This window comes from Pedococcus sp. KACC 23699, from assembly GCF_045348425.1.
Classification (GTDB): domain Bacteria; phylum Actinomycetota; class Actinomycetes; order Actinomycetales; family Dermatophilaceae; genus Pedococcus.
Genome location: NZ_CP157483.1, coordinates 1,970,220 through 1,994,843, shown reverse-complemented (window position 1 = coordinate 1,994,843; position 24,624 = coordinate 1,970,220). Strand labels below are relative to the sequence as shown.

Genomic DNA, 24,624 nt, shown 5'->3' with positions numbered 1-24,624 from the left:
CGCTGCTGGGGCCGGCTCGGACGAAGGGGCCACCGCAGCCACCCGCTCGCGCATCCTCATCACATTGGCCTGGACGACCGTGGCGCTGCGCGGACGCGGTGAGGCCCTGGACCTCCTCCGGGAGGTGCGCGAGCTCACCGACTCCCCCCGGCTGCATGCGCTGAGCCGGGTGCAGGAGGCGGTCGTCCACGTCTCGCTCTCGGACTGGCGCGAGGCCCTGACCGCGCTGGCCCACGTCGACGACACGTCCATGGCGCTGCTCACGCCGCGTGAACGCACCGCCGCCCTGCTCAACGGCGGGCTGTCCCACCTGTCGCTGCTCGAGCTCGACCAGGCCCGCGCGCAGCTTCAGGAGGCGCTGGACACCGCCGTCGCCGAGCGGGTGCCGGAGCAGGAGTTCAAGGCCCGCCACAACCTCGGGTGCCTGGAGTTCTACGCGGGCAACCTCCCCGGGGCCATCTCGCTCATGCGCTCGGCCGATGAGGTCGACGCCCCCGTCGCTCGCGCCCGCGCCAAGCAGGACCTGGCCCAGGTGCTGCTCGAGTCGGGCCTCCTGCGCCAGGCCCGCCAGACGCTGCTGGGTGCACTCGACGAGGCCCGCGACGAGCAGCTGGCCCTGGAGGAGGCCGACATCCGCCTCGACCTGGCCGCCTGTTCACTCGTCGAGGGCGACTTCGCCGCCGCCCGCAGGGAGCTAGGTGCGGCGATCCGGATCTACCGGACCCGCGGCGCCGACGGCCGGCAGCGGAGCACGTCGCTGCTGCGGGCCGCGGTCGACCTCGGTGACGGTCGGGTGCCGCGCGGCATCGACACCCTTCTCGTTCCCTGGCTCGGCACAGGACGTCCCGTCACGAGCGAGGAACGGCTCGCCGTCCGCATCCACGCAGAGACCCTGCTCCTGCGTGGCGACGTGGCCGGTGCCGCGTATGCCGCGAAGCCCCTTCGGGGCGCGGCGCACCAAGGCCTTGCGGCGGCCATGCACGACCGTCTGCTCTTCGCCAAGGTCGCTGCGGCACAGGGCGACTCGCGCGGTGCGCGACGCGAAGTCCATGCCTCCGCACGCCAGCTCGGGCGCCGACAGGCACCCACCCAGAGCCTGGAGGTACGGGCCGCGCTGGCCCTGCACGGGCGTCGGCTCAGTGAGTTCGACCTCGGCGACGCCCTCGCCAGCGGGTCGGCCCGACGCATCTTCGACAGCGTCGAACGCTGGCGCGCCATCTCGCACCGGCTGCCCCCGGTCCGCGCACCCCTGGACCCCGACACCTCAGCGCTCATGGCGCAGCTGCGGCAGACCCGGCTGCAGCTGGGCAGCACTGCGGCCGGCGAGGACGAGGTCACGCTCCGCTCCCGCGTCGCCTCGCTCGAGGGGCGCATCGCCGAACGGGACTGGTCGACGTCGGCTCCGACCGTCGGCAACCCCGCTGACCACCCGGACGAGCGCACCGGTCGGCACGACGTCGGCCATGTCGCCGGCCACCGGGGTGGAGCCGGTGCGGCAGCCGCCTTCACCCGGACCCGGGCCGTCCTCGGTGCGCGTGACGAGGTCGCCCTGGTCCTGTTCGCCCACGCCGGGGAGCAGTACTCGCTCGAGGTCGGCGCCCAGCGGCGGAGCCGAGTGCGCCACCTCGGGAGCGTCACCGCGGTGACCGTCCTCGCCGACCGGCTCGTGCGGGACCTGCGGGCTCACGCGTTCGCCTCGGTGAACCCCGCCCTGGCCGCCGCCGTGGGTCGAGCGGTCGACGCCTCCCTCGCCGAGCTCGACAGAGCGGTGCTCGGCGATCTCTCGCTCCCGCGCGGCTCCGGTGTGGTGGTGGCCCCCAGCCGGGCACTGGCGAGCGTGCCGTGGACGGCGTTGCCGCGCCTGGCCGGGCGGCCGGTCACGGTGGCCGCGTCACTGACCAGGTGGGCCACCCCGCAGCCTCCCGCCGGCGGTCCGACGACGGTTGCGTCGCTTGCCGGGCCCGGCCTGCGCCGGGCGGTGGACGAAGCCGGCGACATCGCTGCGGCGTGGGGCGCGAGAAGCGCCTCGACCCCGAACGGCACCGATGACAGCCGAGCGCTGATCGGGGCGCTGGCCGGCGACACCGTGGTCCACGTCGCTGCCCACGGCACCCACGAGCCGCAGAACCCGTTCTTCTCCTCGTTGCACCTCGCGGACGGACCGGTGTTCGCCCATGAGCTCCCGCGACCGTTGCGGTCGCGGCACGTGGTGCTGTCAGCCTGCGACGTCGGCCAGTCCGACCTGCGCCCGGGCGACGAGCCGTTCGGCCTCACCGCAGCCCTGCTGTCCCTCGGCGCCCGCAGCGTCGTGGCGGCCGTCGCACCAGTCGCCGACGAGGTGGCCGCCCTCGCGATGGTCGACTACCACCGTCAGCTCAGCGTCGGCGTCCCCGCGGCCCGGGCCCTCGCGACTGCCGTGACCGAGCACCCGGGCGCTCGGTCCTTCTGTCTGTTCGGCGCGGACTGGGCCACGCCGCCTACGTCCGTCTGAGGGCGTCGCTGCACGGGAAGGCCCACGACCGAACCGGCGGCGGCCCTCAGATCCAGATCGCGGGGTCCTTGAACATCGCCTCGTACGGGTCCTCGCGGCCCTGCGGGAAGCGGATCGTCGCGGGGATGCCGGTCGCGATCGCGCCCGCCGGAACGTCCTTGACGACGACCGAGTTGGCGCCGACCTGCACGTCGTCACCGATGTACACCGGACCCAGGATGCGGGCACCGGCACCGATGGTGACGCGGTTGCCGACGGTCGGGTGCCGCTTGACCTTGGCCAGCGAACGGCCGCCGAGGGTCACCCCGTGGTAGAGCATCACGTCGTCACCCACCTCCGCGGTCTCGCCGATGACGACGCCCATGCCGTGGTCGATGAAGAACCGTCGACCGATCGTCGCACCGGGGTGGATCTCCACCCCGGTGAGCGAACGAGCCACCGTGGACAACATCCGGGCGAACGGCTTCGCCGCACCGCCACGGAGCCAGAGGCGGTGGGCAGCCCGGTAGGCCCAGGTGGCGTGCAGCCCCGGGGAGTTGAGCGCCAGGTCGAGGCGCGAGGCAGCCGCGGGGTCGCGCGCGATGGCAGCGTCGAGGTCGTCAACGATGCGGCTTCGCGCGCGCCGCGCGTAGAGGGCCAGGGTCACTGGGGATGCGCCGCCGGTCAGTCGAGGAGGTCGGAGAAGAGGATGGTGGACAGGTAGCGCTCACCGAACGACGGGATGATCACGACGATCGTCTTGCCGGCGTTCTCGGGGCGACGGGCCACCTGGTCGGCCGCGGCGAGCGCTGCGCCGGACGAGATCCCGACGAGCAGGCCCTCCTCACGGGCGGCACGACGGGCCCACTCGACCGAGGTCTCGGCGTTGATGTCGATGACCTCGTCGTAGATCTCGCGATCGAGGATCTCGGGCACGAAGTTGGCGCCCAGACCCTGGATCTTGTGCGGGCCGGGCTGGCCACCGTTGAGGATCGGCGACTCGGCGGGCTCGACGGCGATCATCTGCAGACCCGGCTTGCGGGGCTTGAGGACCTGGCCGACGCCGGTGATGGTGCCACCCGTGCCGATGCCGGCGATGACGATGTCGACCTCGCCGTCGGTGTCCTTCCAGATCTCCTCCGCCGTGGTCTTCCGGTGGATCTCGGGGTTGGCCTCGTTGGCGAACTGGCGCGCGAGCACACCCCCACGCTCGGCGGCGATCTCCTCCGACTTCGCGACCGCACCCTTCATGCCGAGGGCCCCCTCGGTGAGGACGAGCTCGGCGCCGTACGCCCGCAGCAGCGCGCGCCGTTCCTTCGACATGGTCTCGGGCATGGTGAGCACGACGTCGTACCCGCGCGCGGCACCGACCATCGCCAGCGCGATACCGGTGTTGCCGGAGGTGGCCTCGACGATGGTGCCACCGGGCTGCAGCTGTCCGGAGGCCTCGGCGGCGTTGACGATCGAGACGCCGATGCGGTCCTTCACCGATGAAGCGGGGTTGTAGAACTCCAGCTTCGCGGCGACCGTCGCGTCGCTCTGGATCAGTCGGTTGATGCGGACCAGCGGGGTGTTGCCGATGAGCTGGGTCACGTCGTCGTGGATCGGCATGCGCCTCTACTTTCGGTATGCCGCGCGCTCACCTCGAGCGCGGGCGGGGGCAGTGATGTCGTGGCAGTCTCTCGTGTCAGCGAAGAACGCGTTATGGATATTCCAACAGACGCTTATGTCAGGTGCAACGGGTTGTCCGGATGTCACCCGTCCGGGCGCGCGCGGCCACTCGAGGTGGCCGGCGCCATACCTGGTCGGGTGGACGCCGCCCCCGCACCGGCGCCACGCGGTTGAGGAGGGTCACAAACCGGTAAGCGGACGCTTACCCGCGGGTAGCATGACCGCCATGTCTGCCCTCCAGCTCGTCGCGCTCGTCGTCTGCGGCGTGGTCACGCTCGTGGCCATCGCCCTGTTCGCCCGCGTGATCCGCCACTTCCTGTCCGTGTTCCGCCTCGGCGCTCCCGACGCGACACGCACCGACGACAAGGGCACGCGCACGGTGACGCTGCTGCGCGAGTTCCTTGGCCACACGCGGATGTCGCGCCTGCCGGTCGTGGCCGTGGCGCACTGGTTCACGATGATCAGCTTCGGGGTGCTGTTCTTCACCCTGGTGAACGCGTTCGGGCAGCTCGCCGACCCGGAGTTCGCGCTCCCCCTCATCGGCCACTTCTTCCTCTACGAGTGGGTCACCGACGTCTTCGCCTTCGGCGGCTTCATCGGCATCGTCCTGCTCATGGCGATCCGCCAGAAGAACCACCCGCGCAGCGCCGCCGGCGAAGGAGGCCGCCGCTCGCGGTTCTTCGGCTCCAACTTCTGGCAGGCCTACTACGTCGAGCTCACCATCCTCGGCGTGACCATCTGCATCGGCCTGCTGCGTGCCCTCGAGTGGACCCTGGCCCGCAAGCTGGGCACCGGCCACGACACCGCGCTGCACTTCCCGCTCACCGGCTGGATCGGCAACGCCTTCACCGGCCTGAGCACCGACTCGGTCAAGAACCTCATCGTCGTCATCGCTGCGATCAAGATCCTCATCTCGTTCGCCTGGATGATCACCATCTCGCTCCAGCCGACCATGGGTGTCGCGTGGCACCGGTTCCTGGCGTTCTTCAACATCTTCCTCAAGCGGCACGCAGACGGCCGCACCTCCCTGGGCGAGCTCCAGCCGCTCATGGTCAAGGGCGAGCCGGTGGACTTCGAGAACATCGAGGAGCTCGACGAGGACGCGGCGCTCGGAGTCGGCAAGGTCGAGGACTTCACCTGGAAGGGCCTGCTCGACTTCTCCACCTGCACCGAGTGCGGCCGCTGCCAGAGCCAGTGCCCGGCGTGGAACACCGACAAGCCGCTGTCTCCCAAGATGCTCATCATGACGCTGCGCGACCACGCCAACGCCAAGGCGCCGTGGCTGCTCGCGGCCGAGGCCGACCGCGAAGGGCTGGGCGCCGATGCCAAGGCCCTCGCCGAGGTGCCGCTCATCGGCGAGACCGGGTACTCGATCACCGACCCGCTGGCCGCCTACAACCCGCATGGCCCCGACGCGGTCATCGACCAGGACGTCCTGTGGTCCTGCACCACCTGCGGAGCCTGCGTCGAGCAGTGCCCCGTCGACATCGAGCACGTCGACGCGATCGTCGACATGCGGCGCTACCAGAACCTCATCGAGTCGGCGTTCCCCAACGAGCTCGGCGGCCTGTTCAAGAACCTCGAGAACAAGGGCAACCCCTGGGGCATGGCGGCCCGCGCCCGGCTCGACTGGGCCAAGGACCTGCCGTTCCCGGTGAAGATCCTCGGCCAGGACGTCGACTCGGCCGACGACGTCGACTACCTGTTCTGGGTCGGCTGCGCCGGTGCCTACGAGGACCGGGCCAAGAAGACCACCCGCGCCGTGGCCGAGCTGCTCGACCAGGCCGGGGTCTCGTTCGCCATCCTCGGTGACGGCGAGTCCTGCACCGGCGACTCCGCACGACGGGCCGGCAACGAGTTCCTCTTCCAGATGCTCGCGCAGCAGAACGTCGAGACGCTCAACGAGGTCGGCGCGACCAAGATCGTCGTCACCTGCGCCCACTGCTTCAACACGATCAAGAACGAGTACCCGCAGCTCGGCGGCAAGTACGAGGTCGTCCACCACACCCAGCTGCTCAACCGCCTCGTCCGCGAGAAGAAGCTGGTCCCGGTCGCGCGCCCGGCCGACTCCCCCGGCAAGTCCACGCTCAAGAACGTCGCCTCGACCGCCGAGACCGTGACCTACCACGACCCGTGCTACCTCGGCCGGCACAACGGCGTCTACGCCCCGCCGCGTGAGCTCATCGGCGCCCTGCCCGGTGTCGAGCTCAAGGAGATGGAGCGCACCAAGGAGAAGTCGTTCTGCTGCGGCGCCGGCGGCGCCCGCATGTGGATGGAGGAGAAGCTCGGCACGCGGATCAACACCAACCGCACCGAGGAGGCCATCGCCACCGGCGCGGAGCGGATCGCCATCGGCTGCCCGTTCTGCCGGGTGATGTTGTCGGACGGCCTCACCGCCGCCCAGTCCGAGGGCAAGGCCGAGGAGGTCGAGGTCGTCGACGTCGCACAGATGCTGCTCGCCGCGGTCAAGCGCCCCGGCGGCGAGGCAGCGCCCGAGGCCGAGGCCAGCGAGCCCACCCCCGACCCGGAGCCGGCCCCCGTCTGACCCCGCCCGGCTGGCAGCAACCTCTGCTAGCAGAGGTTGCTGCCGAGCGGGTAGGTAGCAACCTGCCCCCGAGACAGGAACCTGTGCTGAGTCGGGCTTGTTCGGTTCAGGCGCCGCGGCCGGCGTCGGCCCGCAGGCGCGCTTCCTCGTCGAGGAGGCGCGCCTCCTGCGGTGCCGGGGCTGCCCCTCCGTGCGAAGCCGGCCACCACCACGCGGTATGCGGCTCGGCCGGCTTCTGGGGGTAGCCCTCCACGAGCTGCTCGACCATCTCGACCAGCACCGCGTGCAGCCGCGTGGTCAGCGCCTCGGCGTCCTCGCCCGGCAACGCGACGATCGGGTCGCCCACGAGGACCTGCACGGCCGTCCCCCTGCGCAGGCTGACCCGCCCGCCGACGGTGAAGACCCGGTGCACGCCCCAGTGCGCCACCGGCACGATCGGCGCCCCGGTCGCCAGCGCCAGGTAGGCCGCGCCTCGCTTCACGTCCGCCCGGTCCTTGACGACGAACGCCCGTCCGATGGTGGCCTCGGGGTAGATCCCGACGACCTCGCCCTCCTGCAGCGCCCGGTAGGCGGCGCGTGCTGCGGTCGCACCGTGGGCGCGGTCCACGGGGATGTGGTGCATCCCGCGGAGCAGCTGCCCGGACACCGGGGCGTCGAACACCGACTGCTTGGCCATGAACCGCACGAGCCGCCCGCGGGCCGGCCCGACCTCGCCGACGACCATGAAGTCGATGAAGCTGCTGTGGTTCGCCGCGACGACCACCGGCCCAGACTTCGGCAGCCGGTCGGCTCCCGCGACGTCGATCTTCAGACCGAGCGTCCGGAACAGCACGTGGCAGGCCCGGATGACCAGGCGGTAGGTGAGGTCGCGCACGGGAGTCGTTCGGAGCCGAGCCCCGTACCGGTTGCCGTGCCGGGTCAGCTCAGGCCACCTCGGCCATCAAGGCGGCCAGCTTGGCCCTGGTGCTGATCTCGAGCTTGCGGAAGATGTGGGACAGGTGCGCGTCCACCGTCCTCGGCGACACGAACAGCTGCTCGCCGATCTGGCGGCTGGTCAGCCCTTCGGCCACCAGCTCGGCCACGGCCCGCTCCGCCTTGGTCAGCGCCCCCAGGGGCGAGGCGACCTCGGGCTGGTCACCACCGTCGGCGAGGTCGGTCACCGCGGCCAGCCCGGCGGGGGTGAGGTGCCCGCCCACGACCCAGCCCGAGGGGCAGTCGCGGGGTGAGCCCGCGGCGTACCTGACGCCGGGCCGCACCCGGCCCACGGCACCGCGCGGCACCCGCAACGCCGCGGCAGCCCCGGCGAGCTGGCGGTGCGCCGCCGTGCCCCGGTCGGCAGAGGCGGCGAGACCGTCGAGCGCATCGGCGGCCCGCAACGGCATCGGGATCTCGCACGCGCGGCGCAGGGCGGACAGGTAGGAGGGGCGGGCCTGGGTGGGGTCGCCGGCGGCCATGAGTGCGTCGGCGACGAGCAACCGTCCTTCGAGACCGTCGCGGCCGAGCCGGCTGCTGTCGGCGAGGACGACGGCGTCGGCGGCGCGCCCTGCCGCCCGGCTGACCTCGCCGGCCGCCAGCAGGTCGCGGGCGTCCTGGAGCTGCACCACCACGCGCACCGCCCACGGGAGGTTGTCCGTGTCGAGGTCCAGCGCGGCGCCGGGGCGACCGGTGACCAGCCGCACCACGGTGTCGGCGAGCAGGGCGATCCGGTCCTCACGGATCTCGCGCGCCTTGGCCCTGGCGTACAGGGCCAACGACTCCGCCTCCACGAGCCGTCCCTGCTCCCACGCCACCTTGGCCTGCAGCGTCCGCGCCGACAGCGCGATCCACATCTCGTCGGCCGGTGGCGCGTCGACGATCTTCAGCCCGAGGTCCTCGGCCTGCGCGAGGTCCCCACTGGCCACACAGACGTCCATGAGGGTGCGACGCACCTGCCGGACGACGTAGGGGTCGTGCTGCCCGAGCAGCAGGGTGCGCTCGGCATCGGTGCGGGCCTGCGCGAGGTTGCCGGCGTCGAGGTGCATCTCGGCCCGGATGGCGGCGTTGCGGGCGAGCTCGAGGTTCCGGAGGCCGTCGTCGAGCCCGGACGCGTGCTGCTCGGCGCGGTCGAGGAGGCGCAAACCCTCGTAGGTGCCGCGGACCTCGGAGGCGCAGATGCCGGCCCGGCGGGCGAGCTGCGAGCCGATCACTGGTGGTCCGTCGCCGCTGTCGAGGACCGCTTCGAGGAGGTCGACCGCCTCGCGGGCGCGCATCGCGGTGTAGAGGGAGGAGAACGCGCGGTTCGCCAGGTCGTAGGCCTCGGCCCGGCGCCGGTCGTCCGCGGCCGCGTGGCGGACGGCGGTGACGACGAGGGGCACCTCGCCCAACCACGGTTCGTCTGCGGCCCCGGTGTTGTACCCGGCGGGGATGCTGCGGTCGGCCCAACGCAACAGCCCGTCCATCGCCTCCGTCTCGTCGGGCGTGCCTCGGGCGAGCTCGCGGCCCACCTCGCGCAACGGCGGCAGCATGTCGAACCGGCCGTCGGACTGCACCTCGACCAGGCTGCGTCCGGCCAGGGCCGAGGCCAGCTGGACCGCCGCGGGTCGGGTCACCTCGCAGATGTCGGCGAGCGCATCGAGCCCGACGGGGCGGCCCACCACCGCGAGCCGCCGGAAGCAACGGCGCTGGTCCTCGTCGAGCAGGTCGTAGGACCCGCGGACGGCCTGCGCCATCGTGCCGACCGGCGCCACGTCGCTCACCCCGATGAGGGCTATCTGCACCGCGAGCTGCTCGATGAGCGACGGCAACCCACCACTGGCACGCAGCAGCCGGCGGAGGGTGTCGTCGTGCTGGGCCACGTCGACGGTGCGCCCACCGGCAGCGGCGACGCGGGCCAGGAGCAGCTCCACCGCCGCCCCCTCGAGCGGCTGCGCACGAGCAGGGACCGGCAGGGGTTGGAGCCGCAGGACGTTCTCGAGCGGACGCCCTGCCACGGTCGTTGCGGTGCAGAGCAGCCTGAACGTCGCCGCCTCCTCGACGATGTCGTTCAGGACCTCCCCGAGGCCGTCGACCGAGTCCACCCCGTCGAGGACCAGCATGACGTCCTGGCCGTCGAGGGCCCGCTTGAGGGCCATCGCCGGGGAGTCACCGGGGGCGACCTCCGCGTCCAGGGCATCGAGGCAGGCGGTGAGGAGGGCGTCCGTGGTGCGGTTGGTGTGGCCACTGACCCACGCGGTGGTGGACGCCGAGTGCGCGACGTGCCGGGCCACGAGCGTCTTCCCGCACCCGGGCGGACCGGTCAGGGTGACCCACTGGTGGCTGCGCAGGAGCAGGCGGAGGCGATCGAGGACATCGTCGCGCCCCACGCAGGGTGTCAGCACGGGGTCAGGCTATCGAGAACCTGCGGGTCGATATCAGTGGTTCTACCGATGCCCTGCCAACCCGGGTCACGCCACTGTGGTCGACGACACGAGCAGGACCGGTGGCCGCGGGAGACGTGGAGGGGCGTGTCTCGGGGCCACGGATCCGATCACTCGCTGGAACGACGAAGCACCCCGGCCGCGGCCGGGGTGCTTCGTTGGTGCTGGGGACCTGACGCGAGGCCGGCCCGAGCAGTCCTGACGAGGGGTCAGGGCCCAGAGGTCAGCCGAGGCCGTTCTTCGACAGGAACTCCTTCGCCACCACGTCGGCGTCCTTCTTGTCGGTGACGACCTCCTTGAGGAGGGCAGCCAGCGTGGCGGTGTCGAGCTTGGCCGAGACCCCGTTCAGGGCGCCTTCGATCGTCGGGTTGCTCTTGCTCTTGGTGATCAGCGGCACGACGTTCTGCGCGGCATACATGCTCTTCGGGTCCTCGAGGGCGACGAGGCCGTTCGCGGCGATGCTCGGGTCGGTGGTGAACAGGTCACCGGCGTCGATCTGGCCGTTCGTCAGCGCCTGCAGCGTGAGCGGGCCGCCGGCGTCCAGCGGACGGAACTGCTTGAACTCCAGGCCGTAGATCTTCTTGAACCCCGGGATGCCGGTCATGCGCGTCTTCCACTCCGGCGGACCACCGACCGTGAGGTCCTGGGCCTTGCCCTGGAGGTCGGCGATCGACTTCACGCCGAGCTGGTCGGCGCGCGACTTCTTCATGACCAGCGCGTCCTTGTCCTCTGCCGCGGACTTGTCGAGCACGGTCAGCGTCGCGGGGAGGGCGGCCTTGAGTTCGGTGTAGACACCCTCGGCGTCGGTCGCCTTGGCGTCCTTGTTGAAGTACTGCGTCAGCACGCCGGTGTACTCGGGGATGAGGTCGATCGAGCCGTCCTTGAGGGCCGGGATGTAGGCCTCTCGGGCGCCGATGTTGAGCTTCTTGGTGACCTTGACGCCCTTGGACTCCAAGGCCCCGGCGTAGATCTCGGCGAGCAGGGCGCTCTCGGGGAAGTCGGCCGAGCCGACGGTGATGCCCCCGGCTGCAGCGCTGCCCGACTGGGAGCTGCTGCTCGGGGCGAGCGGGTCGCCGCCCGAGCTGCCGCACGCGGCAGTTGCCATCAGGGCTGCCGCGGTGGCCATGGTCAGGGTGATGCGAGTCAGCTTCACGGTCCTGCTCCTCAGTGTGGTGGGCTCGACGGGTGTGGGCTCAAGGGCCCACAGGCCGTTGGGTCAACGGGCCGGGGCGTCAACGGTACGCCCGGACTGGTCAATCTCTACATCGACAGGGGTATTCCCGGCGGGCGCCGTGCGGGCTGCGCGACTGCGACGCGAAGAGCTGACCCGAGGGGTGCTCAGGCCGGGCGAGACGACGAACCGCTGCACGAGCGACATCAGCAGGTCGACGAGCAGCGCCAGCACCGCGACGAGGATCGCGCCCGAGGCCATCTGTGGGAACTCGCGGACCTTCTGGCCGTCGATGATGAACCGGCCCAGGCCACCGGTCCCGGCGATCGCGGCGAGAGTGGCGGTCGCGATGACCTGGAGGGTGGCCGAACGGACCCCCGAGAACAGCAGGGGCAACGCGCACGGCACCTCCACCCGCCGCAGGACCTGCATCCCCGTCATACCCATGCCCTTGGCGGCGTCCCGCGCAGCGGGGTCGACGCCCTCCACCCCGGAGTAGGCCCCGGCCAGGATCGGCGGGATCGCGAGGACGACGAGCACGATGAGGGAGGGCACGAGGAACGCGGAGTCGCCGGCCAGCTTGGGGAACAGCCACAGCACCATGAGGTAGAGCAGGCCCAGGCTGGGGATGGCGCGGGCGGCGCCCGCGAGGTTGACGGCCAGGAAGCGGCCGCGACCGGTGTGCCCGATGGCCAGGCCCGCCGGGATCGCGATGAGGCAGGCGAGCACCATCGACAGGCCGGAGTACCAGAGGTGCTCGACGGTGCGGGCGGGGATGCCGTCGGACCCGGACCAGTGCGCCGGGTCGAGCAGCCAGCTGAAGATGTCGGGGATCATGCTCGGCTCCCTGTCGCGCGCACCCAGGGCGTGAACGCCCGGGTCAGCAGGAGGATCACGCCGTCGAACACCAGGGCGAGCGCGACGCACCCGACGATGCCGACGACGAGCGGGTCGTAGAAGTCGCGGCTGAAGCCGTCGGAGAAGAACAGCCCGAGCTGCGGGACGCCGATGACCGTGGCGATGCTCGCGATGCTCACGTTGCTCACGGCGGCGACGCGCAGCCCCGCGGAGATCACCGGCACGGCGAGCGGTAGGTCGACGGCGAAGAACCGCTTGACCGGCGTGTAGCCCATCGCGGTAGCCGACTGCTTCACAGCCTCCGGGACGGCGCCGAGGCCGTCGGCGACGGTACGGACCAGCAGCGCCAACGTGTAGAGGGTGAGCCCGACGATGACGTTGAGCGGCGACAGGATGTTGGTGCCGATGATCGCCGGCATCAGGACGAAGAGCGCCAGGCTGGGGATCGTGTAGAGCAGACCGAAGCCGGCGATGAGCGGGACGAACAGGGGTCGGTAGCGCCGGGCCAGCCACCCCAGGGGCAGAGCCAGCAGCAGGCCGACGACCAGCGGGACACCAGCGAGGTAGGCGTGTTGGAGGGTGCGCGTCCAGAACAGGTCGAGGTGGTCGAGGAACCAGGTCATGACGAACCCTCAGGCGCCCGAGGGCTGGGAGGTCGAGGAGATCGCTGCCGGCTGGGCGGCGCCGGGGTGCGCGGGGTCCTCGAGCTCGGGTCGGTCGGACTGCTCGATGGCGGTCAGCACCTCGTGGGCCCGGACCGTGCCGACCAGTGCCCCGGAGTCGTCCACGATGACCCCACGGCGGCTGGGGCTGGACAGTGCTGCGTCGAGGGCTGCGCGCAGCGGACCACTGGCCCTGGCGACGGTGCCGCCCCGGTGCAGCACCTCCGTGCTCACCTCACCGGCGACGCGGGCCGGCTCGACCCAGCCGAGGGGGTGGTTGCTCTCGTCGACGACCAGCACCCACTCGTCGTCCATCCCTGTGACGGTCTCACCCATGGCGACCGTGCGCTCGGACGCCAACGGCAGGCGCGGAGTCGGTTGGAACGACAGGGCGCGGTAGCCCCGGTCGCGCCCGACGAAGTCGGCGGTGAAGTCGTCGACGGGGTGGGACAGCAGGTAGGCGGGCTCGGCGATCTGGGCGAGCGTGCCACCGACCCGGAGCACCGCAACCTGGTCGCCGAGCTTGATGGCCTCGTCGATGTCGTGGGTGACGAAGACGATGGTCTTGCCGAGGTCGCCCTGCAGGCGCAGGAACTCGTCCTGCAGCTGCTCGCGCACCACCGGGTCGACCGCGCTGAACGGCTCGTCCATGAGCATGACCGGGGGGTCGGCGGCGAGCGCCCGGGCGACGCCGACGCGCTGCTGCTGGCCACCGGACAGCTGGGACGGGTAGCGCCTGGCGAACGCCGGGTCGAGGCCGACGCGCTCGAGCAGCTCCATCGAACGCTTCTCGGTCTCGCGTCGGTCCATGCCGAGCAGCCGGGGCACGGTGCCGACGTTGTCCAGAACGGTGCGGTGCGGGAAGAGGCCGGCGTGCTGGATGACGTAGCCGATGCCGCGGCGCAGCTCGGACTCCTTCATCCGCTTGGTGTCCTTGCCGTCCAGCGTGATCGTGCCCGACGTCGGGGCGATCATCCGGTTGATCATGCGCAGGGACGTCGTCTTGCCACAGCCTGAGGGCCCCACGAGAACGGTGATCTTGCCCGTCGGCGCCTCGAGACTCAGGTGGTCGACGGCCACGGTGCCATCCGGGTACTGCTTGGACACCCCGTCGAAGACGATCATGCGTGCCAACCTAATGCAGGCCACTGACCGGCGCAGGCCCGCTGAGACCTGACCGAGACCTCCGCGGGCCCGGCGCGATACTGGCGTCGTGGACCTCTCCCTGCGTTTGGACGGCAGCAGCCTCGACCTCGACGGCCTGCTCCTCGCGGCAGCCGGCACGCCGGCCGACCCCGATCCCGCCGCCCTCGGGCGGGCGGCGGCCTCGCACGACCTGGCTGCCACCATCAGCGCCCGACGTCCCGTCTACGGGCGCACCACCGGCGTCGGGGCAGCCCGCGAGGAGAGCACCGACTCGACCGTCGACCACGGTCTGCGGCTGCTGCGCTCGCACGCCGCCGGCTGGGGCGCGGTCGTGCCGGACCACGTCGTCCGGGCGGCCCTGGCGGTGCGGGCCAACCAGCTCCTCGCCGGCGGCAGCGGTGCGAGCCCCGAGCTCGCCGGCGCGCTCGCCGCGCTCGTGGGGGCACCGGCCGAGGACCTCCCGGTCGTCCACCGGTACGGCTCGCTGGGCACCGGTGACCTCACGTCGCTGGCCGAGGTCGGCCTGGCGCTGATCGGTGAGAGGGACCGCGTGGGCGGCCACCGGCGGGCCGACCTGCAGCTCAGCTCGGCGGATGCGCTGCCGCTCATGTCGTCCAACGCGTTCGCGATCGCCGAGACCGGCCTGCACGCCGCGTCGCTGCACGCCCTCGCGCGCGCGGCCGACACGGTCTGCGCGCTGAGCTTCGTGGCCCTGCGCGGCAACCCCGAGGCGGTCAGCACCACGGCAGCTGACGCGACCCCGTTCCACGGTGCGCGCGAGGTGGCTCGGGTGCTGCGCGAGCTGCTCCACGGGCAACCCGGTGAGCCCGCCCACCTCCAGGACTTCTTCGGCCTGCGCACTTGGCCGCAGGTGCACGGACCAGTCCTCGACACTGTCACCGACCTCAAGGCCGTCGTGGAGACGGCCGCCAACACCGCCTCGGAGAACCCGCTCTTCACCGTCGACGAGGACGGCGGTCGGGTCACGCACCACGGTGGTTTCCACGCTGCATACCTCGTCCTGGCGGTGGACTCGACGCTGCTGGCGCTCACCCGTTCCGCGCAGGCGGTGCAGTCGCGGGTGAGCCACGTGCTCACCGACTCCGCGAGCGGGCTGCCGCTGTTCCTGTCGGACGCCACGGCGGGTTCGTCGGGGGTCCTCATCGCCGAGTACGTTGCCGCGTCGGCGCTGTCGACCATCCGAGGCCACGCCTCCACACCGTCGAGCGTCCAGACCGCGGGCGTGTCCGCGGGCATCGAGGACGACGCGTCGTTCGCCGGCATGGCAGCGGTCCGGCTGGGTGAGGCGACCGCGGCCTACCGACGGATGCTCGCCGTCGAGCTCGTGTGCGCGGTGCGCGCGCTGCGGATGCGCGGGGTCAGCCCTGTCGGTGAGCTGGCCGCCGCGCTCGCGAAGTGCGCGCAGCTCCCCTCGGGGTTCGAGGACAGGGACCTGTCACCCGAGCTCGTCGTCGCCGAGCGGATCGTCGAGGGGTATGCCGTGAGCACCCCCCAGGAGCGCTAGCGGGAGTGGCGCTCGTCCTGGGCGACCCGGTCGTCGGCGTCGTACGGCTCCACGAGCAGGTGCTGCACGAGGTAGTCGGCTGACCGCTCGTGCCAGTAGCCGGCCCGGCGCAGCATGGCGTGGGTGTCGTTGTCGACGCGCTCGTAGGTGACGTCGGCGCCGAGGCGCTCCATCGCCGTCGCCATCGCGCGGGAGGCCTTCGCCGAGGTCATCCGGTCGAGCGAGCCGTGCAGGACCAGGAGGTGCAGGTCGGGGTGCCAGCGCGGCTCGTCCACGCCCTCGACCCAGGGCGCGAGCGCGACGACGGCCTGGATCCGCTCGTCGTCGGCGAGGTGCAGGGCGACCCGGCCGCCCATCGAGTGACCGAGCAGGCCGATCGGGACACCGGGGTGCTTGGCCGCGATCTGCTCGAGCGCCAGGCGGGTGTCCGCGAGGGGGCTGGCCTCGGCACCGTTCCAGCCGCGCACGGCGTACCGGAGCTCGGCCACAGCGACCTCACCATCCCCGGCGCGGCCCACGGCCTTGGCGAACGGCGCCATCCGCAGCACCGCGCCCTGCCACGGGCGGACCGAGCCGCGACCTTTGGAGCGGCCCCCGTGCAGGACGAGGACGATCGCGCGGGGGTTCTCGGCCTCGGTGGGCCAGAGCAGGCGGGCGGCGGGCATCGCGTGGTTCTCCTCGTGCGGGGGGTGACGTCGGGTGTTCGACGCCGTGCCACCGTCCGGATGGGGGCGTCCTGCAGTCCAACGCCTGAGGTCTCCCGGCTATGCCGCGGGGTACGCCTCAGACGTCGGTGGTGCGGAAGCTCTGGAACGAACGGCTCGCGGTCGGGCCACGCTGGCCCTGGTAGTGCGAGCCGTACTTGGCGCTGCCGTAGGGGTTCTCGACCGGCGAGGACAGGCGGAAGAAGCAGAGCTGGCCGACCTTCATCCCCGGCCACAGCTTGATCGGCAGGGTCGCCACGTTGCTCAGCTCGAGGGTGACGTGGCCGGTGAAACCGGGGTCCACGAACCCGGCCGTCGCGTGGGTGAGCAGGCCCAGGCGACCCAGGCTCGACTTGCCCTCGACGCGGGCGGCGATGTCGTCGGGCAGCGTGACGGCTTCGTAGATCGACCCGAGGACGAACTCCCCTGGGTGCAGGACGAACGGCTCACCCGGCTCCACCTCGACGAGGCGAGTGAGGTCGGGCTGGTCCTCGGCGGGGTCGATGTAGGGGTACTTGTGGTTGTCGAACAACCGGAAGAAGCGGTCGAGGCGCACGTCCACGCTCGATGGCTGGACCATCTCCGGGTCCCACGGGTCGAGGATGACCCGTCCGGCGTCGATCTCGGCCTTGATGTCACGGTCGCTGAGCAGCACGGGGAGAGACTAACGCCCGAGGTATGGCGCGTGGCCGGGTTCGTCAGCCCGTGGCCGCAGCCGGTTCGTCAGCCTGCGCTCGTGGCGGGCATGCCGTCGTCGGGGGCGGCGTCGAGGCGGCGTCGGGCGAAGAGCACGTGCTCGGCCACCGCACCGGCCATGGCGATGCCGATGAGCAGGACGGCCAGCGGCATCTCGAGCCCGAGGGCAGCGATGCCGAGCACGACCACCGACAGGCCGATGGCCGGCACGGCCGTCCGCGGGTCGTGGTCGGCAGCGGCGTGGAGCGAGCCCAGCACCATCGAGTAGACGGCGATCGGGACGGCGAGGGCGAAGGCGATGGCTCGAGGTCCTGCGATCGCTGCGTGCTCGACGACGTCGACCGCCGCCGCGAGGCCCGCGCCGACGGCTGCGACGGCAGCGAAGACGCACACGTGGGCGTACGAGAACACCCACGTCATGGTGCGTCCTTGGCCGATGAGGTCGACGTGCTCGCGCTTGAAGTACAGCCACCACAGCGAGAACACGATGAGCAGACCACCGACGGCGAGCAGGACGAGCCCCGGCGTCAGACCTCCCCCGCCGCCAGCCTCGGCAGCGGTGACCGGGCCATGACCGGTCGCGCTGGTCCCGGTGACCGGCTTGGCGAGCACACCCTGGATCGCCTGGACGCTGGCGAGGATCACCTCCCCCAGGACGATGATGGTGAAGAGGCCGTAGCGCTCCGCGATGTGGTGGGGGTGGAACGGGGTGGGCCCGCCGCGCTGCTCGGCCAGCCAGGGGACGGTGAGCTCGGCCAGGACCAGCAGCCCGAAGGTCGCATAGAGCACCCCCGCTCCGTCCAGGGCGAGGCGGGCGATCCAGAGGCCCTGCACGACGGTGATGCCCACGGCATACGTCAGCGCGGTGGTGCGATGCGGACGGTCGTCCTTGGCGACGCGAAGCCAGAGGGCGACCATCGCCAGGCGCATGACGGCATACCCCGTGACGACGGCGACGGACTGGCCGTCGTCGAACAGGTCCGGGACGCCAGCGGCCAGCAGCAGCGAACCGGCCATGATCGCGAAGGTGAGCAGGCGATAGACCACGTCGTCGCAGTCGTAGGCCGAGGCGAACCACGCGTAGTTCATCCACGCCCACCAGATCGCGAAGAACACCAGGCCGAACCCGAGGATGGTCTCGTAGTGCGCAGCCGACAGGCCGTGGTGCAGCTGCGCCGCCGCGCTCGAGATGGCGACGACGAAGACGAGGTCGAAGAACAGCTCGAGCGGCGAGGCGACGCGATGGGCCTCGTGCGGGTCGCGCGGACCCATGCGGCGGACCAGCGGGATGAGGTTGAGGGCGCTCACGAGTGGAGCGTACGACTGCCGGGGAGCGGGTGTCCGGTATGCCGCGTGGCGTCGGTTAGACTGCCTGCCGCATCGCCCTTCGGGCGGTCTGCGCCGGTGTAGCTCAATGGTAGAGCGCCAGCTTCCCAAGCTGGACACGCGAGTTCGATTCTCGTCACCGGCTCCGATACCCAGGACCCCCGACCTGCTCTGGTCGGGGGTCCTCTTCGTCCGGTTCGAAGGGCGACGTCCACCGTCTGGGTCCGCGCGCGCCAATAGGGTGGGCGCCATGTCGCGCGTGATGTTCGTCGGAGACAGCCACCTCGACGCGGTCCGCGGGGAGCGGCTGACTGCCTTCGAGGCTGCGGTCGGCCGTCGCGTCGACAACCGTGCGGTCGGCGGATCCGGGGTGCACGACGTCCCGACACAGGCTGCAGGGGCGCCGACAGACATCGCGGTGACGGTGCTCTCGCTGGGCACCAACGACTGCGCCCCGTGGAAGGAGATCTCCTTCGAGTCGTTCGCCTCGACGATCCCGAGCCTCGTCGCCACCCTTCCGGGGCGGGTGGTCTACCTCGCCCCACCCGGCGTGGACGAGTCGGTGCTCGGACCCGACGACCCCACCCTGGCCGGGGTCGCCCGCTACACCGACGCGGCGAGAGCAGCGGTCGCCGCGCACGCAGGCACGACCGTGGAGTCGCAGCAGGTGCTGGCGGGTCTCGGCGCCTCTGCCTTCGTCGAGGACGGCGTGCACCTCACCGACGTCGCCTACGCCCTGCTCCTGAAGGCCCTCGCCGGGGAGCTCGGTCCAGCGCCGCACTGATCGTCTGGTCGACCGGGGCGCCGGACCGCCCGTCCATGATCACGGACGGGCGCGACACCGGACACCTACACCCCGACCTCGACCTCGACCGCGAGCGGCAGGTCGGCGACCGATGTCCCCACCTGCAGCGTGAACTTCCCTGTCTCGTAACGCCATCCGTCCGCCCAGTGCGCGAGCGCGCGTCGCGGCACGTGGACCCGCGCGGTGCCGGTTACCCCGGCGTCGGCGCGCACGACGGCGAACCCGACCAGCCAGCGGACGGGACGTTCGATCGAGGAGTCGGCCCGGGCGGCATACACCTGCACCACCTGCTTGCCGGCGCGGTGTCCGGTGTTGGTGGTCGGCACCTCGAGTACCCACCCCTCGGCGTCGTCGACGACCGTCACGGGGCCGAGCGACCAGGTGGTGTACCCGAGTCCGGCACCGAAGGGGTATGCCGGCTCGCGGCCGGCGCGGAGCCAGGCGCGGTAACCGATGTGGATGCCTTCGTCGTAGGCGAGCACGCCGTCCCGCGGGGTCACGTCCAGGACCGGCACATCGGCCTGTTCGGCAGCCCACGTGGTCGGCAGGCGGCCACCCGGCTCGCGGTCGCCGACCAGCACGTCAGCGAGGGCGTTGCCGTACTCCTGGCCACCGAAGTAGGTCACCAGGACCGCTGCCACCTCGTGGCGCCACGGCATCTCGATCGGCGATCCAGCATTCACCACGACGACCGTCCGCGGGTTGGCGGCCGCGACGGCCCGGACCAGCTCGTCCTGCGCACAGGGCAGCGCCAGGCCGACCCGGTCGTATCCCTCGGACTCCACGCGGGCGTTGGTGCCGACGACCACCACGGCCACGTCGGCGGCCTCGGCCGCCTCCACCGCGCGAGCGATCTTCGAGGCGGGGTCGGACTGGTCCGCCTCGATCCCGACGGTCAGGCTGAGCGCGTGGCGCGTGCTCTCCGCTGTGCGGTGCGGGGCGAAGGCGACGCGGAGGTCGAGCGGCTGCCCCGCCACGGCGTCGACTGCGGCCGACACCGAGGGCGGTGCCAGCAGGGCCGCCCCGGCGTCCTTGCTGGTCGAGGCCGCAGCGACCTCGGCGACGAGCTCTCCGTCGACGAAGATGCGTCCGGTGCCGACGGCCGCGAAGCCGATGAGGAGCTCGCCCGTGTGGTCCGGTGTGTACCGGGTCACGAACTCGATGACGGCGGCCTCGCCGACCGGCGCGTCCCCACTGAAGTACACGAGGCTGCTCGCGAAGCGGTCCTCGGTGTACAGCGCCGCGCCATCGCCGTCGAGGAACCGGACGTGGGCGCCCGGACCACCGGTGACGGGGTTGTGCATCGCCGACGGGGGCAGCTGCACGACTCCCTCCTGCACGACCGCGCCCAGCTCGTAGGTGACGGCAGTGTCGGGGAAGGCTGCGCGGATGCCGTCCAGGGGCGAGATGACGGACGCGGGGATGACCGTGGCGCTGCCCCCACCCTGCGTCCTGGCCTCGCGGGCGTTGTGGCCGATCACGGCGACGGTGGAGACCGAGTCGCGGTCGAGCGGCAGCAGTCCGTCGTTGCCGACCAGGACACAGCCCTCGGCCGCGGCCTCCCTCGCGAACGCCACGCCGTCCTCGGTGTCGACCGGTTCCGTGGCCACGTCCTCGAAGCCGGCGAGCGCGCCGACCCGTGCAGCGAGGAGGAGCAGGCGCTGGACCTTGCGGTCGATCGCCGCCTCGGTGACCGTCCCCGCGTGGACGGCCGCGACCAGCGCGTCACCCCAGGGGCCCTCGGGGCCGGGCATCGCGAGGTCCTGGGACGCGGCGGCGGCAGCGATGCTGCGGACGGCCGTCCAGTCGCTGATCACCACCCCGTCGAACCCCCATTCGGAACTCAGTGGCGTCTCCAGGAGGTCGTTCTCCGAGGCCGTCGTCCCGTTGACCGAGTTGTAGGCACTCATCACCAGCCACGCCCGCGACTGCACGACGGCCTTCTCGAAGGCCAGCAGGTAGAGCTCGTGCAGCGCACGGTCGCCCACCCGCACATCGGCGGTGTGCCGCTCGGTCTCGAAGTCGTTGGCCACGTAGTGCTTCGGCGTGGCTCCCACACCGTTGCGCTGGACCCCGGCCACGTAGGCAGCAGCCAGCTCGGCGGTGAGCACCGGGTCCTCGCTGAACGCCTCGAAGTGTCGGCCCCCCAACGGCGACCGGTGCAGGTTGATGGTGGGCCCGAGGACCACGTCCACACCCTTGCGCCGGGCCTCGAGGGCGGACACCGCGCCATACCTCGTAGCGATCTCGGGGTCCCAGGACGACGAGAGGGCGGTTGCCGAAGGCAGGTTGATCGACGGCGAACGCTCGTCCCACACCTCTCCACGCACGCCGCTGGGTCCGTCCGAGATGAGCATCCGGCGCAGGCCGATGTGCTCGAGCGGCCAGGTGGTCCAGAAGTCGCGCCCCGTGAGCAGCGTGACCTTGTCCTCGAGCGTGAGCCGGCTGACCAGGTCGCCGAGGCGATCGCCGAGTGCAGCAGCTTCTTCCATGGCGGTGGTGTCCGTCATGCGCCTGCTCCGTCGCGCGTCGGGGCGGTGGCGACGCGAGCGCCGGCCAGCTCGCCACGTGCGTCGCCATCGGCCACGGTTCCCGTCAGGGCCTGCACCAGCCGGCTCCGCACGGCCTCGGTCGGGTCGGCTCCCCCTTCCGCCAAGGCGTCGAGGAGCGCGCCCAGGAGGGCGGGTTCCTTGTTGTGGCAGAGGTCGATGTCGAGCGCGTGGTCGTCAGTGAGCTCACGAAGCCGGGTGAACAGTGGTGCCGACGGCTCGCGGACGAGACCGCCCCCCAGGACGACGCTGACCCGCTCCCCCGCGCCGGGGAGTCCGCACGTGCCGGCCAGGCTGACGATGTAGTCGACGATCCGCGCCGCCTGCGTCGCAACCAGATCTGCGACCACCGGGTCGGAGTCCGCCAGGGCGAGGACGGAGGGTGCGTGGGCGGCGAGCGCCGAATGGGTCACGGGCGTGCCCCGCCGGGTGGTGGCCTCGAGCATCGCCTCCGGGGTCGACGCCCCGAACAGGGGCGGCAGCACCTCCGCGAGCCTGGTCGGTTCGCCCAGGCCCAGCTCGGCGACGTAGACCGCACGCAGGGCCTCGGTGACCAGACCCGCACCACCGAGGGGATGTTGGATCCACCAGGACAGCGCCCATTCCTTGAGTGGCCCCCGGCCCGCCAGCGCGGCGCCGGTCCCGAGCACCACGGAGATGCCCTGACCATCCAGGCGACCGCAACGGATCAGGGCGAACCCGTCGTTCTTCACCGTGAAGGTGGTCCCGCCGAGCAGGGGCGCGAGGGCTGCGATCCAGAACTGCTCGTCCTCGGGCCAGTCGACGCCCGCCAACCGGAAAGCCGCGTGCCGCACGTCGGACGCCGTGGCGTCGGCGGCACGAAGTGCCTCCTCGACGAGACGCACGACGACGTCCTTGGCGGCGTCGGCCCCGGCGGGGGCGTAGATGTCGCCCACGCCCCCGCGGGCCAGGCCGACGAGCTCCCCACCTGCCGTGGTCAGTCCCGCCCACGTCTTGGTGTTGCCGGCGTCCACGGCGAGGTAGAGCTCGCTCACGTCAGGAGTCGCTCGGGCAGGTAGGCGGCATGGGCGGCGGCCATCTCGTCATACAGGTGCTCGGCGACCGACAGGTCCGGCACCAGCGGGTTGGCGACGAGAGCCCGGATGGCGTCCGCGCGGGTGCCCTCCCAGGCAGCCTTCGCGGTGAGCATCTGGTAGTCGGCGAGCTGACGGGTGATGCCCCGGACGGCCAGTGGCAGGGGCTGCTGCCGTTCGATGTGGCACCCCTTGCGGTCCACGGTGCAGAACACCTCGACCACCGTCTCCTCGTCGAAACCGGGAAGCGCACCGTCGGCGTTGGGGAGGTTGACGGGCAGTCGCGCACCGGTGTCGTTGTAGTAGGCGCTCATGACGTCGATGGCCAGCTCCAGCTCGTGGATGCCGCCACGCGACCTCGCCGGGTCGAGCTCGGGGTGGGCCGACTCGGCCTGCTCGCGGTAGTGGTCCCAGTATCCGGGGACGGCGTCCATGATGACTTCCGAGCGCGTCTTGGGCTGGGAACGCTGCTCCCGGAGCAGCTCGTCACGGAAGTAGTAGTAGTTGAAGTAGTCCGAGGGGATGGACTGCATCGTCACGGCGAGGTGCAGGGCCCGCTTCGAGTTGTCGTCGAGCGAGGGGTCGTTCTTTCGTTCCTCCCAGGCTGCCTCGAGCAACGGCATGACATCTTCACCGTCGTACAGGTGCTCGAAGCTCCAGCAGTTGTGGTTCACCCCGGCCATGGTCACCTGGGCGCGGTCGGGGTCGAGCCCAGCCGCCTTGAGGATCACCGGCGGGAACACCAGCGGTCCCTCGCACATCGAGTAGATGGGGATCGGCGTGTAGTCGGAGACCGCCTGCGAGACGATGTTGACCGGGTTGGTGTAGTTGAAGATGACTGCCTCGGGGGCAACCGCCTGGAGGTCGTCGGTGATGCTCCTCATGTCGTTGATCGACCTGAGCGCCATGAAGAACCCACCCGGCCCCTGGGTCTCCTGCCCGATGACGCCGTGCTTGATGGGGATGCGCTCGTCCAGCGCGCGCCCGGCGAAGTTGCCCGGGCGGAAGCTCGTGAGGACGGCGTCCACGTCAGCCAGGCCCGCGCGCTGGTCCGTCGTCGCCGAGATGGTGATGTCGTGGCCGCCTTCGGCAGCCAGCTTGGCAGCGATCCGGCTGACGATCTCCAGCCGGTCGGGGTCCTTGTCGATCAGGACCACCTCCGAACCGGCGAACTCGGGGCCGTGCCAGAGGAATGAGGCCATCGTGCCGGCTGCGCGGGAGGACCCGCCGCCGATGTAGGCCATCTTGATTCGAGCCATGTTCTAGGAGACTCCTTCTCGTCGGGCGCTCTGTGCGGCCTCGTGGTCCGCGTAGATCTGTGGGTTGCGGCAGTCGTGGACGATCGTCGCCGGCCAGGCCGGGTCGTACCCGGTGGCGTGGCTGATCCGATCGAAGGCGTAGGACTTGTTCGGTCCCCAGAGGAGCATGAGGACCGAGTGCGAGAGGGCGGCCAGCTCGGCCGTGCCGATGGTGACGCCGTGGGTGGGGACATCACCGAGGGACCTCAGGTGGGGGAACGTGGACTGGTTGTCCCGGCGGGTCGACTCCGGCAGGGAGACGACCCGGGTACGGGCCTCGCGGGGGGTCCCCGGGCCGTTCAGGGCCACGTGACCGTCGCCCTGGCCGCTGGCCAGCAGGAACAGGTCGATGCCGCCCTCGGCCCGCACTGCCCGCTCGAAGGCGCCCGGCTGGTTGGGGTCCGGGGCGATGAGACTGCGCGAGGTGGCACCGAGGTCGCGCAGCGGTGCCAACAGGTTTCGCTGGGCCCACCCGATGCAGCTGTGGGGGGTGTGGGGAGACAGGAGCCGCCACTTCCCGGCATGTCCGGTGACGTACTCATCCATCATCACCACCTTCAGGTTGTCCACGCGGACCCCCTGCTCGTGGGCCAACCGGTCGAGGGCGACCGCGACCGGCGTCGCGCTGCGTCCGGCCGGGAACCCGACGACGAACGTGTCGTCGCCGGCCAGGCCGTCCAGGATGCGTTGGGCCACGGTCTCGCCGATGTCGTCGGCAGAGGGCATCACCGTGATGGGGGTCGGCACG

19 protein-coding genes and 1 tRNA gene are annotated in these 24,624 nt (G+C 71.5%); 5 read left to right on the top strand and 15 right to left on the bottom strand.

Going from position 1 to position 24,624, the window contains the following annotated elements:
• Nucleotides 1–64: 64 nt before the first annotated feature.
• On the top strand, nucleotides 65–2,491 hold the full coding sequence (locus ABEG17_RS09310; protein ID WP_406833008.1) for a CHAT domain-containing protein: 2,427 nt from the start codon (nucleotides 65–67) through the stop codon (nucleotides 2,489–2,491).
• A gap of 46 nt (nucleotides 2,492–2,537) precedes the next feature.
• Here the strand turns inward: ABEG17_RS09310 and cysE are convergent, their stop codons facing one another.
• On the bottom strand, nucleotides 2,538–3,137 hold the full coding sequence (gene cysE / locus ABEG17_RS09305) for a serine O-acetyltransferase (RefSeq protein WP_406833007.1): 600 nt from the start codon (nucleotides 3,135–3,137) through the stop codon (nucleotides 2,538–2,540).
• Between the two features lie 17 nt (nucleotides 3,138–3,154).
• Nucleotides 3,155–4,081 carry a cysteine synthase A gene (cysK, locus tag ABEG17_RS09300; RefSeq protein ID WP_406833006.1) on the bottom strand — a complete coding sequence of 309 codons (927 nt, stop codon included), beginning with the start codon at nucleotides 4,079–4,081 and terminating at the stop codon, nucleotides 3,155–3,157.
• 286 nt (nucleotides 4,082–4,367) lie between these two features.
• Here cysK and ABEG17_RS09295 point away from each other — a divergent pair, with 286 nt between their 5' ends.
• On the top strand, nucleotides 4,368–6,686 hold the full coding sequence (locus ABEG17_RS09295; protein WP_406833005.1) for a (Fe-S)-binding protein: 2,319 nt from the start codon (nucleotides 4,368–4,370) through the stop codon (nucleotides 6,684–6,686).
• Nucleotides 6,687–6,792: 106 nt separating this feature from the next.
• Here the strand turns inward: ABEG17_RS09295 and ABEG17_RS09290 are convergent, their stop codons facing one another.
• The 6 genes from ABEG17_RS09290 to ABEG17_RS09265 form a co-directional block, all read right to left on the bottom strand.
• Complete coding sequence (locus ABEG17_RS09290; protein ID WP_406833004.1) at nucleotides 6,793–7,560, bottom strand: lysophospholipid acyltransferase family protein; 768 nt, start codon at nucleotides 7,558–7,560, stop codon at nucleotides 6,793–6,795.
• Nucleotides 7,561–7,609: 49 nt separating this feature from the next.
• On the bottom strand, nucleotides 7,610–10,042 hold the full coding sequence (locus ABEG17_RS09285; RefSeq protein WP_406833003.1) for a LuxR C-terminal-related transcriptional regulator: 2,433 nt from the start codon (nucleotides 10,040–10,042) through the stop codon (nucleotides 7,610–7,612).
• Between the two features lie 262 nt (nucleotides 10,043–10,304).
• A complete protein-coding gene (locus ABEG17_RS09280) occupies nucleotides 10,305–11,234 on the bottom strand; it encodes an ABC transporter substrate-binding protein (protein ID WP_406833002.1) in 930 nt (309 codons plus the stop codon).
• Between the two features lie 63 nt (nucleotides 11,235–11,297).
• A complete protein-coding gene (locus tag ABEG17_RS09275) occupies nucleotides 11,298–12,089 on the bottom strand; it encodes an ABC transporter permease (protein ID WP_406833001.1) in 792 nt (263 codons plus the stop codon).
• On the bottom strand, nucleotides 12,086–12,733 hold the full coding sequence (locus ABEG17_RS09270) for an ABC transporter permease (protein WP_406833000.1): 648 nt from the start codon (nucleotides 12,731–12,733) through the stop codon (nucleotides 12,086–12,088). Before ABEG17_RS09270 ends, ABEG17_RS09275 begins: the two co-directional genes overlap by 4 nt.
• A 9-nt stretch (nucleotides 12,734–12,742) precedes the next feature.
• The gene (locus ABEG17_RS09265) at nucleotides 12,743–13,897 is read right to left on the bottom strand and encodes an ABC transporter ATP-binding protein (protein WP_406832999.1); all 1,155 of its coding nucleotides are present in this window, start codon (nucleotides 13,895–13,897) and stop codon (nucleotides 12,743–12,745) included.
• Nucleotides 13,898–13,985: 88 nt separating this feature from the next.
• Between ABEG17_RS09265 and ABEG17_RS09260 the strand changes: the two genes are divergently transcribed.
• Nucleotides 13,986–15,443 (top strand): aromatic amino acid ammonia-lyase, encoded by a 1,458-nt coding sequence (locus ABEG17_RS09260; protein ID WP_406832998.1) that lies wholly within the window; start codon nucleotides 13,986–13,988, stop codon nucleotides 15,441–15,443.
• On the opposite strand, the gene ABEG17_RS09255 is transcribed toward ABEG17_RS09260, so the two are convergent.
• The 3 genes from ABEG17_RS09255 to ABEG17_RS09245 all read right to left on the bottom strand — a co-directional run bounded on the left by ABEG17_RS09255 (nucleotide 15,440) and on the right by ABEG17_RS09245 (nucleotide 18,151).
• Nucleotides 15,440–16,108: an alpha/beta hydrolase family protein gene (locus ABEG17_RS09255; protein WP_406832997.1), complete on the bottom strand. Its 669-nt coding sequence runs from the start codon at nucleotides 16,106–16,108 to the stop codon at nucleotides 15,440–15,442. The genes ABEG17_RS09260 and ABEG17_RS09255 overlap by 4 nt on opposite strands.
• Before the next feature lie 118 nt (nucleotides 16,109–16,226).
• Entirely contained in the window at nucleotides 16,227–16,802 is a 576-nt protein-coding gene (dcd, locus tag ABEG17_RS09250) for a dCTP deaminase (RefSeq protein ID WP_406832996.1), read from the bottom strand.
• A 68-nt stretch (nucleotides 16,803–16,870) separates the two neighbouring features.
• Nucleotides 16,871–18,151, bottom strand: a complete 1,281-nt coding sequence (locus ABEG17_RS09245) for a low temperature requirement protein A (protein WP_406832995.1) — start codon at nucleotides 18,149–18,151, stop codon at nucleotides 16,871–16,873.
• A 92-nt stretch (nucleotides 18,152–18,243) separates the two neighbouring features.
• Here ABEG17_RS09245 and ABEG17_RS09240 point away from each other — a divergent pair.
• Both ABEG17_RS09240 and ABEG17_RS09235 read left to right on the top strand, forming a co-directional pair.
• Nucleotides 18,244–18,314, top strand: a tRNA-Gly gene (locus ABEG17_RS09240).
• Nucleotides 18,315–18,419: 105 nt separating this feature from the next.
• Entirely contained in the window at nucleotides 18,420–18,953 is a 534-nt protein-coding gene (locus ABEG17_RS09235; protein WP_406832994.1) for an SGNH/GDSL hydrolase family protein, read from the top strand.
• Between the two features lie 65 nt (nucleotides 18,954–19,018).
• Here the strand turns inward: ABEG17_RS09235 and ABEG17_RS09230 are convergent, their stop codons facing one another.
• Genes ABEG17_RS09230 through ABEG17_RS09215 form a run of 4 tightly spaced genes read right to left on the bottom strand, consistent with a single transcriptional unit; the run spans nucleotide 19,019 to nucleotide 24,623 of the window.
• On the bottom strand, nucleotides 19,019–21,484 hold the full coding sequence (locus tag ABEG17_RS09230; RefSeq protein WP_406832993.1) for a glycoside hydrolase family 3 protein: 2,466 nt from the start codon (nucleotides 21,482–21,484) through the stop codon (nucleotides 19,019–19,021).
• Complete coding sequence (locus ABEG17_RS09225) at nucleotides 21,481–22,539, bottom strand: hypothetical protein (protein ID WP_406832992.1); 1,059 nt, start codon at nucleotides 22,537–22,539, stop codon at nucleotides 21,481–21,483. Before ABEG17_RS09225 ends, ABEG17_RS09230 begins: the two co-directional genes overlap by 4 nt.
• Entirely contained in the window at nucleotides 22,536–23,837 is a 1,302-nt protein-coding gene (locus tag ABEG17_RS09220; protein ID WP_406832991.1) for a hypothetical protein, read from the bottom strand. The genes ABEG17_RS09225 and ABEG17_RS09220 overlap by 4 nt, the downstream gene beginning before the upstream one ends.
• A 3-nt stretch (nucleotides 23,838–23,840) precedes the next feature.
• Nucleotides 23,841–24,623: a hypothetical protein gene (locus ABEG17_RS09215; RefSeq protein ID WP_406832990.1), complete on the bottom strand. Its 783-nt coding sequence runs from the start codon at nucleotides 24,621–24,623 to the stop codon at nucleotides 23,841–23,843.
• Between the last annotated feature and the right edge of the window lies 1 nt (nucleotide 24,624).